Source organism: Pseudomonadota bacterium (assembly GCA_030859565.1).
Taxonomy (GTDB): Bacteria; Pseudomonadota; Gammaproteobacteria; order JACCXJ01; family JACCXJ01; genus USCg-Taylor.
This window is the reverse complement of the sequence record JALZJW010000092.1, coordinates 1-15,581: the sequence shown is the minus strand read 5'-3', so window position 1 is coordinate 15,581 and position 15,581 is coordinate 1. Positions and strand designations below refer to the sequence as shown.

The 15,581-nt window shown below is 60.6% G+C and carries 17 protein-coding genes; 3 read left to right on the top strand and 14 right to left on the bottom strand.

The window, feature by feature from the left end:
- The 9 genes from M3436_13780 to M3436_13740 form a co-directional block, all read right to left on the bottom strand.
- Positions 1-298 (bottom strand): hypothetical protein (locus M3436_13780; protein ID MDQ3565154.1); only part of this gene is annotated, 298 nt, incomplete at its 3' end.
- 136 nt (positions 299-434) lie between these two features.
- Complete coding sequence (locus tag M3436_13775; protein ID MDQ3565153.1) at positions 435-1,742, bottom strand: tetratricopeptide repeat protein; 1,308 nt, start codon at positions 1,740-1,742, stop codon at positions 435-437.
- Entirely contained in the window at positions 1,739-2,428 is a 690-nt protein-coding gene (locus tag M3436_13770) for an energy transducer TonB (protein MDQ3565152.1), read from the bottom strand. Before M3436_13770 ends, M3436_13775 begins: the two co-directional genes overlap by 4 nt.
- On the bottom strand, positions 2,425-2,829 hold the full coding sequence (locus tag M3436_13765) for a biopolymer transporter ExbD (GenBank protein MDQ3565151.1): 405 nt from the start codon (positions 2,827-2,829) through the stop codon (positions 2,425-2,427). The genes M3436_13770 and M3436_13765 overlap by 4 nt, the downstream gene beginning before the upstream one ends.
- Before the next feature lie 236 nt (positions 2,830-3,065).
- A complete protein-coding gene (locus M3436_13760) occupies positions 3,066-3,584 on the bottom strand; it encodes a MotA/TolQ/ExbB proton channel family protein (GenBank protein MDQ3565150.1) in 519 nt (172 codons plus the stop codon).
- Entirely contained in the window at positions 3,568-4,917 is a 1,350-nt protein-coding gene (locus M3436_13755) for a MotA/TolQ/ExbB proton channel family protein (GenBank protein MDQ3565149.1), read from the bottom strand. Before M3436_13755 ends, M3436_13760 begins: the two co-directional genes overlap by 17 nt.
- Complete coding sequence (locus M3436_13750) at positions 4,914-5,648, bottom strand: DUF3450 domain-containing protein (protein MDQ3565148.1); 735 nt, start codon at positions 5,646-5,648, stop codon at positions 4,914-4,916. The genes M3436_13755 and M3436_13750 overlap by 4 nt, the downstream gene beginning before the upstream one ends.
- Positions 5,649-5,746: 98 nt before the next feature.
- Entirely contained in the window at positions 5,747-6,796 is a 1,050-nt protein-coding gene (gene moaA / locus M3436_13745) for a GTP 3',8-cyclase MoaA (GenBank protein ID MDQ3565147.1), read from the bottom strand.
- A gap of 73 nt (positions 6,797-6,869) precedes the next feature.
- Positions 6,870-7,103, bottom strand: coding sequence for a hypothetical protein (locus tag M3436_13740; protein MDQ3565146.1), 234 nt, complete (start codon positions 7,101-7,103; stop codon positions 6,870-6,872).
- 187 nt (positions 7,104-7,290) lie between these two features.
- Here M3436_13740 and M3436_13735 point away from each other — a divergent pair, with 187 nt between their 5' ends.
- Positions 7,291-8,289, top strand: a complete 999-nt coding sequence (locus tag M3436_13735; GenBank protein MDQ3565145.1) for an agmatine deiminase family protein — start codon at positions 7,291-7,293, stop codon at positions 8,287-8,289.
- A gap of 20 nt (positions 8,290-8,309) precedes the next feature.
- Positions 8,310-8,927 (top strand): Maf family nucleotide pyrophosphatase, encoded by a 618-nt coding sequence (locus M3436_13730; GenBank protein MDQ3565144.1) that lies wholly within the window; start codon positions 8,310-8,312, stop codon positions 8,925-8,927.
- A 14-nt stretch (positions 8,928-8,941) separates the two neighbouring features.
- Here M3436_13730 and M3436_13725 read toward each other — a convergent pair whose 3' ends face one another.
- Positions 8,942-9,892, bottom strand: coding sequence for a S49 family peptidase (locus M3436_13725; GenBank protein MDQ3565143.1), 951 nt, complete (start codon positions 9,890-9,892; stop codon positions 8,942-8,944).
- Positions 9,893-9,919: 27 nt separating this feature from the next.
- On the bottom strand, positions 9,920-10,909 hold the full coding sequence (locus M3436_13720) for an RluA family pseudouridine synthase (protein MDQ3565142.1): 990 nt from the start codon (positions 10,907-10,909) through the stop codon (positions 9,920-9,922).
- A 464-nt stretch (positions 10,910-11,373) separates the two neighbouring features.
- Between M3436_13720 and M3436_13715 the strand changes: the two genes are divergently transcribed.
- Positions 11,374-13,671 (top strand): Rne/Rng family ribonuclease, encoded by a 2,298-nt coding sequence (locus M3436_13715; protein MDQ3565141.1) that lies wholly within the window; start codon positions 11,374-11,376, stop codon positions 13,669-13,671.
- A 60-nt stretch (positions 13,672-13,731) separates the two neighbouring features.
- On the opposite strand, the gene acpS is transcribed toward M3436_13715, so the two are convergent.
- From acpS to recO, 3 genes are read right to left on the bottom strand one after another with little or no spacing between them, the layout of a single operon-like run.
- Complete coding sequence (acpS, locus tag M3436_13710) at positions 13,732-14,118, bottom strand: holo-ACP synthase (protein MDQ3565140.1); 387 nt, start codon at positions 14,116-14,118, stop codon at positions 13,732-13,734.
- Entirely contained in the window at positions 14,115-14,855 is a 741-nt protein-coding gene (pdxJ, locus tag M3436_13705) for a pyridoxine 5'-phosphate synthase (GenBank protein ID MDQ3565139.1), read from the bottom strand. Before pdxJ ends, acpS begins: the two co-directional genes overlap by 4 nt.
- Before the next feature lie 13 nt (positions 14,856-14,868).
- The gene (recO, locus tag M3436_13700) at positions 14,869-15,564 is read right to left on the bottom strand and encodes a DNA repair protein RecO (protein MDQ3565138.1); all 696 of its coding nucleotides are present in this window, start codon (positions 15,562-15,564) and stop codon (positions 14,869-14,871) included.
- Positions 15,565-15,581: the final 17 nt, after the last annotated feature.

Below are 15,581 nucleotides of genomic sequence, written 5' to 3'. Positions count from 1 at the left end.
GGGCAACGGTAAGCAAGGGCAAGCGGCGAATTATGCCTGCTCCCGCGAGCGCATAGCTACCGAAGAGAGCATGCACGGCAGCCAACGAAAGGGTCTGGATCACCGGGGAAAAGGAACCGCTCTCGGCGAGCCGGGCGAGTCGTTGGCCGCCGAAAAAGCTATACGCCGAGGGACCGATCAAGACAATGACAACATGGAGAATGGCAACGAAAAAACTCACGGCTGCCGCCATGAGGAGCCATGCGCGACCCGTGGGTTTAATGAACTTTACCAAGATATCGAGTGTGGGAGCGCGCATGGGAACACCTTCGCGCTAAGCATAGCACTTCAGGAATTAAATTTATCCCTCGGATCCCGGAGGACCGGAAGTGTGCTGAGAACGGCCGGCGGTTTGTCCTGCGGGTTCAGGATGGGGTCGCCCGGTTCCGGTGCGCTCAGTTGGCGAGTGCGCGTGCCTCCGAGGACTTGGCGGAGGCAAGCGTGTCATCTTCCTGAATGCGTTCCAGCCAGCGTTGCGCCTGCTTGCGGAATCGCTGGCTCTTGCTCGCCACTTGCAGCGCCGAGGCCGCGCACTTTTTATCGCCTTCGTGATAGCACGATATCCCGAACAGGAGCTGGGCCTCATCGGGATCTTTGAGCCCGCCCTTATCGAGCGCGGTCGCAAACGATTTCGCGGCGCCCGCCCAGTTCTCCATGCTCATCTGCATCTGCGCGATATTGAGGTCGATCTTCCCGTGCCGGACCCGGTCCGCCGCTTCTTGCAGCGCGCCGATGGCATGCTCGCGTTCGCGCGCCATCGCCCAACTGTTGCCGAGGAGCTCCAGGTTCTGCGCCGTGCGCGCGATGCGGCCGCGCTGGATCTCCTTGTCCAAGAGGCGCGACGCGCTGTAAGGGATGTTACGCTGCATATAGATCTGGGCGAGGCGGATCATATCGCGCTCCGCGAGCATGTCCTGGGCGTACGCAAGTTTGAGGGTAGCGAGGGCCTCCAGGTCGCGCTTCGAGATGAGGTAGACATCGGTAAGGTAACGCCAATACTCCGTCTTGCGCGGATGCTTGGCGATGAGGTCCTTCAATAAGGGAACGGCGTCCGCGTAGCGCTTGCTCTCGAAATACAGCGAGAGCATGAACAGATACCAGTCCTCGCGCGGGTCCTTGACTTTCGCGATCGCCTGCTTGATGTGCGCGATCGCGGCCTCGTATTGGCGGAGATGATGGTGGCAGACCGCGCTTAGATAGTGCACATCCGCCGGGGGGTTCTTCTCATCAGTCAGCCATGCCTGCAACGACGCGAGCCCCTTACGATAGTCCTCAATCTGAATGTAGGACTGCGCCAAATTGTAGCGCAACGCGTGGGTGACATCGCGCGGAAGAGCGCGCCGGGCGAGCGCCGCCTCGATCGCGTCGATCGCTTCCGGGTAGCGTTTCTTGCCGAGATAGGCGTAGGCCATCGACTGCTGCGTCAGCGCCGTTTCATGCGCGTTCCCGGCCACCTTCGGCAGCAGCTCCTGCAGGATCGCGAGCGCCTCGGCGTACCGCTCCTTATCCATCGCTTGCCTAGCCTTCATGAGTTCCGCGTAGGTCGATGGCGATACCGTGTATTTCTGCTCGCCGCCTATCCCCATCGCCTCACGCTCCTCGGCTACAGCGGGAAGGCTCAGGACCCCTAGGACCAGCAGGGCCGTCCACGACCTCCGGCCGCGGCCTATGACCCTAGGCGTCTCCTTGACTGGGTCGTTCATGATTTTTCGTCTTGCAATCTGAACCTGACGGTTTGCAAGGTCCGCCACTGGACAGGCTTGCCGTCGACGAGTTTACGCTCGAACTTCCAGTGACGGAGCGCCGACAGCACGGTGCGCTCGAAGAACCCAGGCGGCTTTGCATAGACAATCTTCGGCGCCCTGACCGAGCCGTCCTCGGCGACCAGGAACTCCACCTGGACGAGGCCCTCGATGCGCCGCGCGAGCGCATGCGGCGGATAGAGAGGCGGCGTGCGCACCAGCGGCACGGCTTCGCGGATCTCCCTCATCCCCATGGCCGCCATCTCGCCGATATAAGGTCCGCCGGTGACGTTCATCGGGATCTTCATCCGCGGGATCGGCGCGCTCGGTGCCTCGACGATCGGCCGGCTCACCTTCGGGATCGGCATCTCCGGCGTCTGCTCGGGCTGCTGTGGCTCAGGCGGCTCAACCCGCTCCTCGACCTTGGGCGGCGGCGCCTCGCGCTTCAGGCGCACGAAATCGACGAGCTGCAAGCTGCGCAGGACGGGTCCGGATTGGTACCCGGCCGAGAGCCGCTCCATGAGGAAGAAAAGCGTCAGGTTGATCGCCAGGGCCCCGGCCAGCAGAAACAGGATGCGCAGGGCCTTGGCGCGCAGTTCCGCGCCCAACGCCCGGTTCCCGCGATTCTCGATGAGGGTTGCGCTCATTCCTCGTAGGTGGCGATCGCCAGGTTCTCCACGCCCGCGAGGCGCGCCTCGTCCAAGGCCGCCACCAAGAGCTGGGTCTGGGTCTCGGCATCCGCCGCGATGATCACCGAGCTGTTCGGGTTCTCGGCGTGCATCCGCTCCACGTTGGCGCGCAGCGCGCGTATATCCACCTTGCGCCGATCGATCCAGATCTCGCCGTGTTTGGTGAGCGAGACGATAATGTTGGCCTTATCCTGCGCGACCGCACTCCGGGCCGTCGGCCGGTTCACGTCCACTCCGGTCTCGCGGATGAAGGAGGAGGTCGCGACAAAAAAGAGCACCAGGAAGAACATCACGTCGATAAGCGGAATGACGTTAATGTGAACGCCCTCATAGTCACTGTCCGTATATCTGCGGCGCATGATCACTTACTCCTCATCGTTGGTGCAACACTAGCGGAGTGTCACAGAAACACGCCGCATAACACAGACCGTCATTCCGGCCAAGTTCGCGCAGCGGACGCGAGCTGGAATCCATGCGGAGCATAAACGGGCGCTGGATTCCCGCCTCCGCGGGAATGACGAATCTGGTTTCGATGCCAACTGTATTTTCTAGCTTATTTGAGTGACAGAAAACTAGGTCGCTGTCGCATGCTCACTCATCGCAGAGCGCGCGCGGTTTGCTCCTCGGCACGTCGGGCGTTCTGGTCCAGGTTGATCGCGAAGTACAGACCCGAGAGGGCCGTGACCAGGCCGGCCATGGTGCACAGCAGAGCCTCCGAGATCCCGCCCGCGATCCCGCGGCGGTTGCTCCCGCCGTAGACAGTGATGACCTCGAAGGTCTCGATCATTCCCGAGACGGTCCCGAGGAGCCCGAGCAGCGGCAGCACTTGCACCAGCGTGCGGATGATGGGCAGGGTGCGCCGCGCCGAGGCGCCGAGGCTGGCGGCCAAATGCATGCGCACGTAGCGCGCGGTGCGCGAGCGCCGCTCGCGCCGGGCGCCCCAGGCGTCCCGCGCGCGCGCGAACTCCGCCGGAAAGGTGAAGCGCAAGAACCAGTAGCGTTCCAGGATCAGCACCCACATGCAGAGCGATAAGAGGAGGATAAACGGCATCGCGTTCCCGCCTCGATCGAGAAACCCGAGCAGGCGGTCCAGGAACTCAAGGATGGACGCCATGCGCTTTGGCCTCGCGCTGCGCTACGATGCCCGCCAGCTCCTCCTCCAGCACTTGGATCAGCCGGTTGCTCTTGCTGCTTAGCCAGCTGTGCAGGAGCAGGACGGGGATCGCCACCAGCAGGCCGAGCTCGGTGGCGACGAGCGCTAGCGAGATCCCGGCCGAGACCAGTTTGGGATCGCCCGCACCGAAGAGCGCCATCGATTGAAAGGTGTCGATCATCCCGGCCACCGTACCGAGTAGCCCGAGCAGGGGCGCCGCAGTGGCGAAGACCGCGAGGGTCGGCAGCGAGCGCTTGAAACGCGGCGCCTCGCCGAGCATCGCCTGATCTAGCTTGAAGGCCAGGCTGTCGGCGTCGAGCCGCGGGTTCTGCTCCGCGACCTGCCGTAGCCGGCCGAGCGGGTTGTCGCTCGCCGCCACCCCGTTCCGCCGCGCGTGCTCGACCTTGCGGCGGGCCAGCGCAAGCGCGATGGCGCGCTCGATCACGATGAGCAAGGCGAGCCCGCCGAGCGCCAGGATCACATAACCGATGCTCCCGGCGCGTGCGATGTGCTCGGTAACGCTGGGGGACTCCACCATGAGGTTCAGGATCGAGCCTCGAGAGGGATCGAGCGCCACGGGCAGGAGGCCCGATTTCGCGCGCTCGTAGTCCTCGGCTAGTTCGAGGAAGCGCCCCGCGGGCTGGCGGCCGAGCTCCACGATGCGTCCGGTCTCGGGCAGATAGTGCAGATAATGGCCGCCGGAAAGGAGGTTAAAGGCCCCAAGGCGCACGACTTTCTGATCCCGCTGGGTCCCGTCCGGCAAGGTGACCGCCGTCTTAAAGCGTCCGATCGCGCCGGACTCCTGCATCTCATCGAGCATCACTAGCCAAAGCTGTTCCAGCTCGTCGATGGAGGGGTTGTCCTTGCGTTCCGCGAGACTGGCGGGCACGGCGTCGCGCTTGGGCTTCTGCGCCGAGACGAGCGAGGTGGTCAAGATCCCGTGGGTGTCTTTTGCGACCTGGCGCGCCACGCCGAAAAGTTCCCCGAGCGAGCCGGTCTTTTCTTGCAGGATTGCCGTTTGGGTGTTGAGAAACAGGTCATTCTCTTCATAGCGCGCTTTCAGCGCCTCGCCGAGTCTGCGCTCGCTGCTTAGCTCGGCACGGAGCTTCTCGAGCAGCACCACCTGTTGGTCGCGCGCCTTGCGAAACTCCTGCTCGCGGGCGGCCAGGGCCTTGCTCTCGAGGATGCGCTCCTCCCGGACCTGCTTGACCAGTTCGGCCAAGGAGGCCGGTTCTTTGGCCTCCGCGAACGCTATGCCTCCGAGCGCCAGCAGGACAGCGATGAACTGTCTCATGACTCCGCCTCCACTACCGGCACCGGCAGCTTCAAGAGATCGGGGGCCGCCTGCTTGCGCGCGATGCGCAGCCCGCGCTCGATGTCGTTGCGATACTTGCTGGGCAGCTTCTCGAAGCGCTTGGCTTTGGGATCCCAATAGCCTGCTTCAAGCCCGTCCAGCGTCAGGTAATAGAGCGCGAGCCGCCCGAAGCGCAGGAAATCGACGGCGCGGGTCTGCTTCTTGCCCTCGTCATCCTTCTCTTTCAGATCGCCGCGGTAGGCTTCGATGGTGCGGCTGTACTCGGTCTCCACTTGGTAGGCCTCCATGAGCCTGCGGTATTTCTCGGCAAGCGTCACCTCCGAGCTGTCCATCATGGTTTTAATCTCGCCGATCCGCTTGTTACGCTCCGCTTCCAGGAAAGGCACGTCCATCTTCACGAACTTTTCGAGCGTTTCCTGCATCCGGAGCATCAAGGGCACGATGCCGCGCTGGGTCACCTCGATCTCGGCGAGCTGTTTCTCGATCGAGGCGCGCTCGGTCTCCTGGCTCCGGACCTCCCTTTGCACTTGCGCGTGGTAGACCCGCAGACTTTCGAGTTCCCGGATGCCGTCTCGGTATTCATTCAGCATCGCCTGTGTGGCGTCGTCGAGCTTTTCGACCCGCGCCTGGGATTGGATCCCTTGGTCCTGGTTTTGCGCCTGGGCCCGCACGGCGGCGTCGAGCGACTCGGCCGCGCATGGGCCGGTCATGAGACATAATGTAAGCCCTAGCGGTAAGAAGCGCAGCTCGCGCGCGGCATGGGCAGGCGGGCAGCCCCGCGCGTATCCTTTTTTCATCTTGCTTCTAATCACCCGCCGACTCGCGACATCTCGACCTTGGGTAAACCGATGCCGGCGCCGCGGCGGATCTCGGAATAGCGATCGCTGCGTCCCCGCCACACGGAGGAAATAAACGCGCCTATCTCGCCGTCGCTCGCGCGCTGGCGCAATAGTTGGCGGAGATCGTGCCCGCGCGTGGCGAATAAGCACGCGTAGAACGTTCCGTCGGCCGTGATCCGGCTGCGCGTGCATCCCCGGCAGAAGGGCTGGGTTACCGAAGCGATCATCCCGATCTCCCCTCCCCCGTCACGATAGCGATAGCGGGTGGCTACTTCGCCCGGGTAGTTCCGCTCGAGGGGTTCGAGGGGCCACTCCTTTTCAATGGCGCCGATGATCTCGCGGGCCGGAACCACGTCCTGCATGCGCCAGCCGTTGCTATCGCCGACATCCATGTATTCGATAAACCGCAGGATATGGCCCGTATGGCGGAAGTGCCCGGCCATCGCGCCGATGCAATGGTCATTCATTCCGCGCTTGACCACCATGTTGACCTTGATCGGATGCAAACCGGCCGCGACCGCGGCGTCGATACCCTCCAGTACCCGCGCCGCCGGGATGTCGACATCGCTCATCGCCCGAAAGACGGCTTCATCGATGGCGTCTAGGCTCACGGTCAATCGCTGCAACCCCGCCTGCTTCAAGTCGTCCGCCATGCGCGACAACAACGCGCCGTTGGTAGTGAGTGTCAGGTCGCGGGCACCCTCGATACGCGCAATCCCCGCGATGAGCTTCGGCAGATCGCGGCGTAATAAGGGCTCGCCTCCCGTGATCCGGATCTTCTCGATTCCAAGGGTAACAAAGACCCGCGCCAGGCGGACGATTTCTTCAAAGCTCAATAGCTCCGCGCGCGGTAAGAACGCCCAATCCCGCCCAAACACCTCCTTGGGCATGCAGTACGGGCAACGGAAGTTGCAACGGTCGGTGACCGAGATCCGCAGATCCCGCAGCGGCCGATGCAAGACATCCGTGATGGTAACGCCGTCATGCGTCTGGCCGACGGATTGGAGGATGGTAGACATCGTTGACTAGTATACTCAACTTTGTCGCCACTCGATCGTGCTGGTCGTTTCGGAAGTAGGGTCAGTCCGACGCTCACCCGAGCAGTATCGAGGTAAGGAGACTCGGGTCCGGACTGTCGAATACCGTATTATGCCGGTCCGTGAGCGGCCCGCCGCCCGGGATCACAAAACCGTTACTGTCATATCCGATGGCCTTGAACTTCCATACACCCCGGATTTTCTTCAAGTTGCCTACATGCTGTCCGGCGTCCGAGATCACGCGGAATATCATGTCGTTTACCGCTACGAGCACTAATGCTTTCACCACACCCTTTCCGCTTCCACCGAGTTTTCTTCGCTGCCTCGCGTTGCTATTATGTACCAGTATTTCAGGGCCAGGAACACGAGAGACCGGACATCGGCATGCAAGACGACGCGGGTGACACCTTCTAAGGAAGCTCTGCAAAGTGTCGCGAGCAAGCCCAGACGCGTCACCGGCCGCAGGAGGCTTTCGCATGCCCGCGGAATGGGCACCCCACCAAGCCACTTGGATGTCGTGGCCCCATAAACGCGAGAGCTGGCCCGGGAAATTCGCAGCCATTGAGCCCATCGTCGTCAAGATGGTGAAGGCGCTCGTGCGCAGCGAGACGGTGCGCATCAACGTGCTCGATGAATTTCACGAACGGCACGTGCGCTCGCTGTGCGCGGGGATCTCAGGCGCCATCGAATTTCATCGCTTTCCTACCAACGATGCCTGGTGCCGCGACCACGGTGCGGTGTTCGTGACCCGTCCAGGCGGCGATAAGCTTGCCGCGATTGACTTCGAATACAATGCCTGGGGAGAAAAATATCCGCCTTACGATCTGGACAACGCCATCCCCGCGCGGATGGCCGAGGCACTCGCCGTCCCCTGTTATAAAGCCGAATTTATCTTGGAGGGAGGTTCGATCGACGTGAACGGCGCGGGACTGGCGCTGACCACCGAGCAATGCCTGCTTAACCCCAATCGCAATCCGCATCTGAACCGCGCCGAGATCGAGTGGCGACTGCGCGAATTTCTGGGCATCGAAAAGGTGCTGTGGTTGGGCGAGGGGATCCTCGGCGATGATACCGATGGTCATGTGGATGATCTCACTCGCTTCGTATCCGCCGATACGGTCGTCACGGTCGTCGAAGAAGATCCGGATGACGATAACTTCGCTCCGCTCGAGGACAACCTGTTGCGGCTGAGATCGATGAGGGGCCTCGACGGCCGGCCGCTGACCATCAAAACCTTACCGATGCCTGCCCCGGTTTATTATGACGGCACGCGTTTGCCGGCGAGTTATGCGAACTTTTACATCGCCAACCGGGTGGTGTTAGTGCCGTTTTTTAACGATCCGATGGATGCCGCGGCGACGGACATTATTCAATCCTGCTTCCCCCGGCGTGAGATCATAGGCATCGATTGCACCGATCTCGTTTGGGGATTGGGCGCTTTTCACTGCCTTACGCAACAAGTGCCTGCGGTGTGACCGATCGATCCGGAACGCCGATGCCCGATGTGACGCAAACTCATCTTCGGTCCTTGGTCTTAGCATCGTCGTCACCTTACCGGAAGGCTTTGCTGCAGCGCCTCGGCTTGCCCTTTTCCATCCGCGTCCCCGATGTGGATGAATCCCCTGCGCCGGGCGAGGATCCGGGCGATCTGGCATTACGGCTTGCGAGCATAAAAGCGCAAGCGGTCCTACCGCATTATCCAAAGGCATTGATTATCGGGTCCGATCAGATCGCCATCTGCGGCGGCCGTTTGCTAGGGAAACCGGGCCACTTTGCGGCAGCGTGCGAGCAGCTTATAGCCCTGAGCGGACGCTGTGTGCGTTTCTTGACGGGAGTGGCTTTATTAAACACCGAAACCCGGCGTATGCAAGTCGCCTGCATCCCCTTTGACGTGCATTTCCGCATCTTGCACGAGGAGCAGATACGACGCTATCTCTGGGCCGAACAACCGTTTGGGTGCACCGGCAGTTTCAAATCCGAGGGGCTCGGCATCGCATTGGTAGAAAAGATGGAAGGCGAGGACCCGACCGCGCTCATTGGCCTACCGCTTATTCATCTGCTCGGCATGCTGCGCAACGAGGGGATTGATGTCCTCGCGCCCGAGGGTGGTTAAGGTCTATTGCGCTCCTACCGCAGCGCTGGAATCGGGTTCATGAACACCTTCGCTGCGCTCGCACCCAATTGCTTGGCCCAACGGTCAAAGTAATGCTCGCGATGCGTAAAATCGACGATAGTCTCAACTCCGATGATCTCGCGCGCCACGAAACCGCTACTGCCCAAGGCGTCAATGAGCCCCAGATTAAGGCTTTGCTCACCGCTCCACACGAGCCCCGTGAACAGCGCGGGATCAGATTTCAAACGGTCGCCGCGGCCTTTTTTCACGATATCGATAAACTGCTGATGGACCCGATCCAATACTACCTGGAGATGTTTGAAATCCTCCGGGTTAGCGGGTGAGAATGGATCCAGAAATCCTTTGTGCGTACCGGCCGTATGTAACCGGCGCTCGATGCCGAGACGCTCTAAGGTACCGACAAACCCAAAACCGTCCATCGCTACCCCGATCGATCCGACCAAGCTCGCCTTGTCGGCATAAATTTTATTCGCCGCCACGGCAATGTAATAGCCACCCGAGGCGCAGATATCCGTGATTACCGCGTACACCGGAATGTTCGGATGCAGCGCCCGCAAACGAAACATTTCATCGTTGATATAACCCGCGTGCACGGCGCTGCCGCCCGGACTATTGATACGCATGATGACGGCTTTGGTCTTATCGTTCTTAAAGGCAGCGCGCAGACCGGTGATAACACCGTCCGCGCTGGCCTGCGGATCCGATCCGATGACTCCGTCGACGTCCACCAAGGCGGCGTGCGTTTCGGAGGACAGGGAACCTTCTTCCCATTGGCTTGAAAGGTAAAACGCCGACAAGATCAGCACGTAAATAACCGCGATCGACCTGAACAAGATACTCCACCGCCGCGCGCGCCGCTGCTCCGTGATCGCCGCTAAAGCGAGATCGCGGACAAGCGCGTGTTCCCAATTTCCAGCCTGTTCTTTAATCTCAGTCTGCTCCATTTCACTAACCTATCTTAAATTATCTGGCTACGGCAACCGCCGATGATGTGCGGCGGACTCGGCGCTCACCTCGTGACCCCGGTCCCGCCGCAATGACTCGAGAACCGACAACAATCCCGCCGGTAACGGTGCTTGCACGGATACTTGCTCTCTGGAGTCCGGCGCCACAAAGTCGATACGGTAAGAATGCAAAAACAAGTCCCGTAAACCGAAATGTCGCATCGCTCGATTGAATGCCTTATCGCCATATTTGTCATCGCCGGCCAGCGGATGACCGGCGTAGGCGGTGTGGACCCGGATTTGATGCGTTCTACCGGTCTTAAGCCGGACCCGGACCAAGCTCGTGTTTTTGAATCGCTCGATCGGCACGATGTGTGTCTCGGCAAACTTGCCGTCATCGGTCACGCACACCATGCGCTCGGACGAGCGTACCCCGTTTTTCTTTAGACCGGTTTTAATCACACCTGCGCTAACCGGCCAATGACCACTTATCAGACCCAGGTAAGTCTTCGCAATAGCGCCGGACCGAATAAGACCGTGCATCGCCCGCAGGAATCGCGGCCGTTTCGCGATCATCAGACACCCCGAAGTGCCGCGATCGAGCCGATGCACGAGCTCTATATAGGGCGCATCGGGCCTAAGATCGCGTAAAACCTCGATCAGCCCATTGCGGATCCCCACTCCTCCATGGACCGCGATCCGCGCCGGTTTGTTCAGCACGAGAAGTGCCTCATCTTCATAAAGCACACTATCGCGTACCGCCGCGCGTAAACTTTCGGGAGGCGTCATACCCTCGTTCGGGGTCATGCGCACGGGTGGCAGACGCAGTACCTCGCCGGTTGTTAAGCGATAGTCTTGCCGAATACGGCCACCGTTCACACGAACTTCGCCGCTTCTCAGCATCCGGTAGATCCGGTCCCGAGGGATCCCCTTGAGCATCCAGGCCAAAAAATTGTCGATGCGACGCCCGTCATGCTCTAAATCAACAATAATTTGGCGCGCTGGAACGTGTACCATAGTCCGTCGCATCCCTATTTTTAGTCCCATGCTCGTGTGCCCGATTGCTGCATTGCTGTATCGTTGCTATATTAAGCTTGCGGTAAGTATATCGGAGTCGCAAAACGCGCTATCGAGCTTACCAGGAATTCGTAGCCTATCGCGTAATAAACAACGCAACGGTGCAGTGACGATTGAGCGGACAGCTTCATAGCGAGCGTGGATTCGTTCCCTGGGGGAGCTTGCTTAATCGTGATCGCGGGGTACGTGCTTAATTACAGGTTCGTCCGGAGTTACTTGCCTCGAAGCGAGGCTTACGCCCCTTCCGAACCCTAAGATAATTACCAGGGCATCATAGCGACTGTCGGCCGCCGCCAATCACCTCGTGATACCAGAAATGTCACTCATACCGGCTATGGAAATAGTGAATTTTTACCGGGGCGCCTCCCGTTCATTACCTAGGCGCCTGACAGGAATATGCAGAAATGAAAAGAATGCTTATCAACGCAACTCAACCGGAGGAGTTGCGTGTCGCCCTTGTGGACGGACAACGCCTTTACGACCTTGATATAGAGGCCACCGGCCGCGAACAAAGAAAATCGAATATTTATAAAGGGAAGGTCGTACGCATCGAACCGAGCCTCGAAGCGGCCTTCGTCGATTATGGCGCCGGACGGCATGGATTCTTGCCGTTGAAGGAGGTCGCACGGTCCTTATTCGTCGAATCGCCGCGCGGTGGAGCGCGTGTCAACGTCCGGGAGGTGCTTAGGGAGGGGCAAGAATTCACGGTACAAGTCGAGAAAGACGAGCGCGGCACCAAAGGCGCTTCGCTGAGCACCTTCATTAGTATTCCCGGACGCTATCTCGTATTGATGCCCAATAACCCGCGCGCCGGGGGTGTCTCGCGGCAGATCGAAGGCCTGGAACGCGAGGAGGCGCGGGACGCCATGAGTGGCCTCAATATCCCCGAAAGCATGGGACTTATCCTCCGCACCGCCGGTATGGGCAAGGCGGCCGAGGAGTTGCAGTGGGACCTCGACTATCTGCTGCATTTGTGGAGCGCGATCGAGGAGGCATCAAAAGACCGCCCGGCCCCCTTTCTGATTTATCAGGATCGGGACGTAATAATCCGCGCGATCCGCGATTACCTGCGTAATGACGTCGCCGAGATCCTCATCGACGACCCGGGCCTATGCGAAAAGGCCCGCGATTTCATGCAGCAGGTGATGCCGCAAAACCTCAACAAACTCAAGCTATATCAAGATGGCGTCCCGCTTTTCACTCGCTATCAGATCGAAAGCCAGATTGAATCTGCCTTTGCCCGCAAGATCGAGCTTCCCTCGGGCGGTTCGCTGGTCATCGAACCCACCGAGGCTTTGATCACGATCGATATCAACTCGGCCCGTGCTACCCGAGGCGGCGATATCGAAGAGACCGCCTTAAATACGAACGTGGAGGCCGCCGAAGAAGTCGCGCGCCAACTGCGGTTGCGTGATCTCGGGGGCTTGATCGTGATTGATTTTATCGATATGGAGAATCAAAAGAATCAACGCCAGGTCGAAAATCGCCTCCAGGAAGCCCTTAAGATGGATCGGGCTCGCGTGCAATTAGGCCGCATTTCGAGATTCGGGCTCCTTGAGATGTCGCGGCAACGTCTTAGGCCTTCCCTCGATGAGTTTAGCCATATCGTGTGTCCGCGGTGCAGCGGTTTAGGTAGCATTCGCGGTGTCGAATCGCTCGCGCTTTCAGTGTTACGCGTCCTGGAAGAAGAGGCGATGAAGGAATCGACCGCCAAAATCGTGGTGCATTTGCCGGTGGAAGTCGCCACCTTTCTGGTTAATGAGAAACGCCAGGAAATTCGCGGTATTGAAACTCGGCAACAGATTCGCGTCATTGTTATTCCGAATCCCATCCTCGAAACACCTCACTACGAGCTTAAGCGCATCCGCCAGCAGGATCTTCACGCCGCGGCCGATCCTAGCTATCGCCTGATACCCGCGCCAGTGGTGGACGCTGGGGACATGGGAACCAGAGATAAACGGCCGCAAACAGAAGCTGCTGTCAAGGAGGTCTTGAGGGATATACCAGCACCCCAGATCCGCAGCGAGCCTCTGCTGTCAACCACACCGCCGCACCCGGGATTCATCCGCAGGTTTATAACGACTTTGTTCGGTGACGAGAGAGAGGAACCACAGTCGGTGCAACCCGGTTCGGAAGAGATCGGAGCGCCAGAAGAAGTCACGCCACCCCCACAGCAACGCCCCCCTATGGGTGGCGACCGGCCAGCGCGGCGGCGCGGCGGGCGATCGTCCCGAGGCGGCCGCGGCGGCCGGCAGCAGAGATCACCGGTGCGGACGCCAGCTCCAGGTGCCTTTGAGGCTCCTTCCGCGGCGGCTTCCGAAGCGTCCGCTGATGCTCCGGTACCCGTGGTAGGAAACGAAACCCCCGGCGCGGTCGCCGGCGAGCGGCATATCTCGCAACGGCCGCGGGGCCGCTCTCGCTCCGGCCGCCGTAGTGGTGGTCATGGCAGACGCCGTTCCCCACGAGGAACGGGCTCACGGAATGGCGGAGCGGCCGATGGCCAACGCGTCTCTACCCCGAGCGAGGACGGCGAGCGCCCGAGCGATACCAACGACGCGATGGGCCCGGTGCCCGAGCGTCCGGCCGGATTAGATGCAAGCCCGCAGCATAGTTTGCCGGCCAGTGCTCCCGAACCCGAGGGTTACGCCCGCCGAGAAGACCGGGTCGCCGTACCTAACCCGCCGTCAATCCCGGAGAGCTAAGCTAAGGGACCGCTCGCATCGCGAGTAGCGTGCATGCCGTCGGCGCTGTTTCGGCAGTATTTATCGGTCGTTCCGGGCCAAAACCACGAAGGCTACGGCAAAATCGATTTCATCGCTAAGCGACAGGTAGATACTGTCAATAGCGAGATCTTCAATGATCTCGGCCGCGCGGCCCGCGCAAATCATCAGCGGCCGGCCCAGCGGGTCGTGGCTGACACTTAGGGTGTGGAGTGTGAGACCGTCCCGGAATCCGGTGCCAAGAGCTTTCGAATAAGCCTCTTTTGCCGCGAAACGGCTCGCAAGAAACCGCGGCGGGCAGCGGCGGGATTCGAACTCGGAGTGCTCTTCAGCGGTGAGGATCCGGCGTGAAAACCTGTGCCCGAAACGCTGTAAGCCCGCGCGCATGCGCTCGACCTTGACGATGTCGACGCCGATCCCATGGATCATCGCCGGGCTTCCAGCATCAGCCTTTTCATCTCACGTACCGCCTCCCCGAGACCGCTGAACACCGCGCGCGCGACGATCGCGTGCCCAATATTGAGCTCCTCTACCTCGGCTACAGCCGCAATCGGACCAACGTTCTGATAATTGAGGCCGTGTCCGGCATGGACTCGCAACCCCTGACTTGCGGCCATCCGGACCGCCACAACGATACGCCGGAGCTCGTGTTCCCGCGCGCCGGGATCCGCCGCGTCCGCATAGCGTCCCGTGTGGATTTCGATGACCGCGGCGCCCGCCTCGCGGGCGGCTTCGATTTGGCGCGGGTCGGGGTCGATAAACAGCGACGCGCGGGTGCCCACGCCCTCGATACGTTTGCATGCCGCTGAAATCGCGTCGAGTTGTGCCGCGACATCCAGCCCTCCTTCGGTGGTCAATTCCTGTCGTCTTTCGGGTACAAAACAACACTCCGCCGGACGGATCCGCTCGGCCAACGCGAGCATAGCATCGGTCACCGCCATTTCGAGGTTCATGCGCACTTGAAGCACGGCAGCGAGCAGTTCGACATCGCGCTCCTGTATATGGCGCCGGTCCTCACGCAAATGTATCGTGATGGCGTCCGCTCCGGCATGCTGCGCTTCCATGGCGGCTTGAACGGGATCGGGGTACCGGGTTCCCCGCGCTTGCCTTAACGTCGCCACGTGGTCGATGTTGACTCCAAGCAGAACCGGTCCTCGTGTAAGCATTGATCTCGACGCTCTAACTGAACAATTGCCGGCTGGCCAACGGCCGGCCGCCGATATGGGAAGCAAGGATAAATCGCATCAACCGTTTCGACTCACTGAGTACTTCAGGTTCATGGAACAGCGCGGCGGCTAAGGCGATCAAGGTGCGCCCCTGTACCTTAACGGTATCGACGTGCGCGGGTGGATCACGCCAGGGACCTTTATCGCTTTGATAGTAATAATCGCGCTCAGGTTCAATGGGGGCATTGGCATCCACATCAAAGCTCAGGCTGAGACCATAGCCGATGTCTTCGAGCAGACGTTTCTCGAACAAGCGCAAGGCCGGCTCCTCGTTCCCGGCTTGCGCGAGAGCTTCCAAGGCTTGGCGATAGGCCGCGAAGAGCGCCGGGTGCGGATCGTCCCGATGCAATACCCGCATCAAGAGTTCGTTGAGATAGAAAGCGCTTAAGAGCGCGCGGCCGCTCAAGGCGGAGAAGGGTCCGTCGATCTCGGCGCCGACGAGCGTCGCCAGCTCTCCCCGTCCCGCCCAGGCCAGAAGGAGCGGCCTGAAGAATTGCAGAGCGCCGCGGAACGCCGAACGCTGCCGGTTTGCGCCCTTCGCGATTATTCCGACCCTTCCTGAGCGCAAGGAGAAAATTTCTAAAAGTAAGCTCGTCTCTCGATACGAACGCTGGTGCAGGACAAACGCGCTGTGCAGGTCAACACGCACCGGCCACCCCTATTGAG

Excerpts from the sequence above, each read along its gene's own strand:
- M3436_13775 (MDQ3565153.1), bottom strand. The coding sequence starts at position 1,742 with ATGAACGACCCAGTCAAGGAGACGCCTAGGGTCATAGGCCGCGGCCGG.
- M3436_13770 (MDQ3565152.1), bottom strand. The coding sequence starts at position 2,428 with ATGAGCGCAACCCTCATCGAGAATCGCGGGAACCGGGCGTTGGGCGCG.
- M3436_13765 (MDQ3565151.1), bottom strand. The coding sequence starts at position 2,829 with ATGCGCCGCAGATATACGGACAGTGACTATGAGGGCGTTCACATTAAC.
- M3436_13760 (MDQ3565150.1), bottom strand. The coding sequence starts at position 3,584 with ATGGCGTCCATCCTTGAGTTCCTGGACCGCCTGCTCGGGTTTCTCGAT.
- M3436_13755 (MDQ3565149.1), bottom strand. The coding sequence starts at position 4,917 with ATGAGACAGTTCATCGCTGTCCTGCTGGCGCTCGGAGGCATAGCGTTC.
- M3436_13750 (MDQ3565148.1), bottom strand. The coding sequence starts at position 5,648 with ATGACCGGCCCATGCGCGGCCGAGTCGCTCGACGCCGCCGTGCGGGCC.
- moaA (MDQ3565147.1), bottom strand. The coding sequence starts at position 6,796 with ATGTCTACCATCCTCCAATCCGTCGGCCAGACGCATGACGGCGTTACC.
- M3436_13735 (MDQ3565145.1), top strand. The coding sequence starts at position 7,291 with ATGCCCGCGGAATGGGCACCCCACCAAGCCACTTGGATGTCGTGGCCC.
- M3436_13730 (MDQ3565144.1), top strand. The coding sequence starts at position 8,310 with ATGCCCGATGTGACGCAAACTCATCTTCGGTCCTTGGTCTTAGCATCG.
- M3436_13725 (MDQ3565143.1), bottom strand. The coding sequence starts at position 9,892 with ATGGAGCAGACTGAGATTAAAGAACAGGCTGGAAATTGGGAACACGCG.
- M3436_13720 (MDQ3565142.1), bottom strand. The coding sequence starts at position 10,909 with ATGGTACACGTTCCAGCGCGCCAAATTATTGTTGATTTAGAGCATGAC.
- M3436_13715 (MDQ3565141.1), top strand. The coding sequence starts at position 11,374 with ATGAAAAGAATGCTTATCAACGCAACTCAACCGGAGGAGTTGCGTGTC.
- acpS (MDQ3565140.1), bottom strand. The coding sequence starts at position 14,118 with ATGATCCATGGGATCGGCGTCGACATCGTCAAGGTCGAGCGCATGCGC.
- pdxJ (MDQ3565139.1), bottom strand. The coding sequence starts at position 14,855 with ATGCTTACACGAGGACCGGTTCTGCTTGGAGTCAACATCGACCACGTG.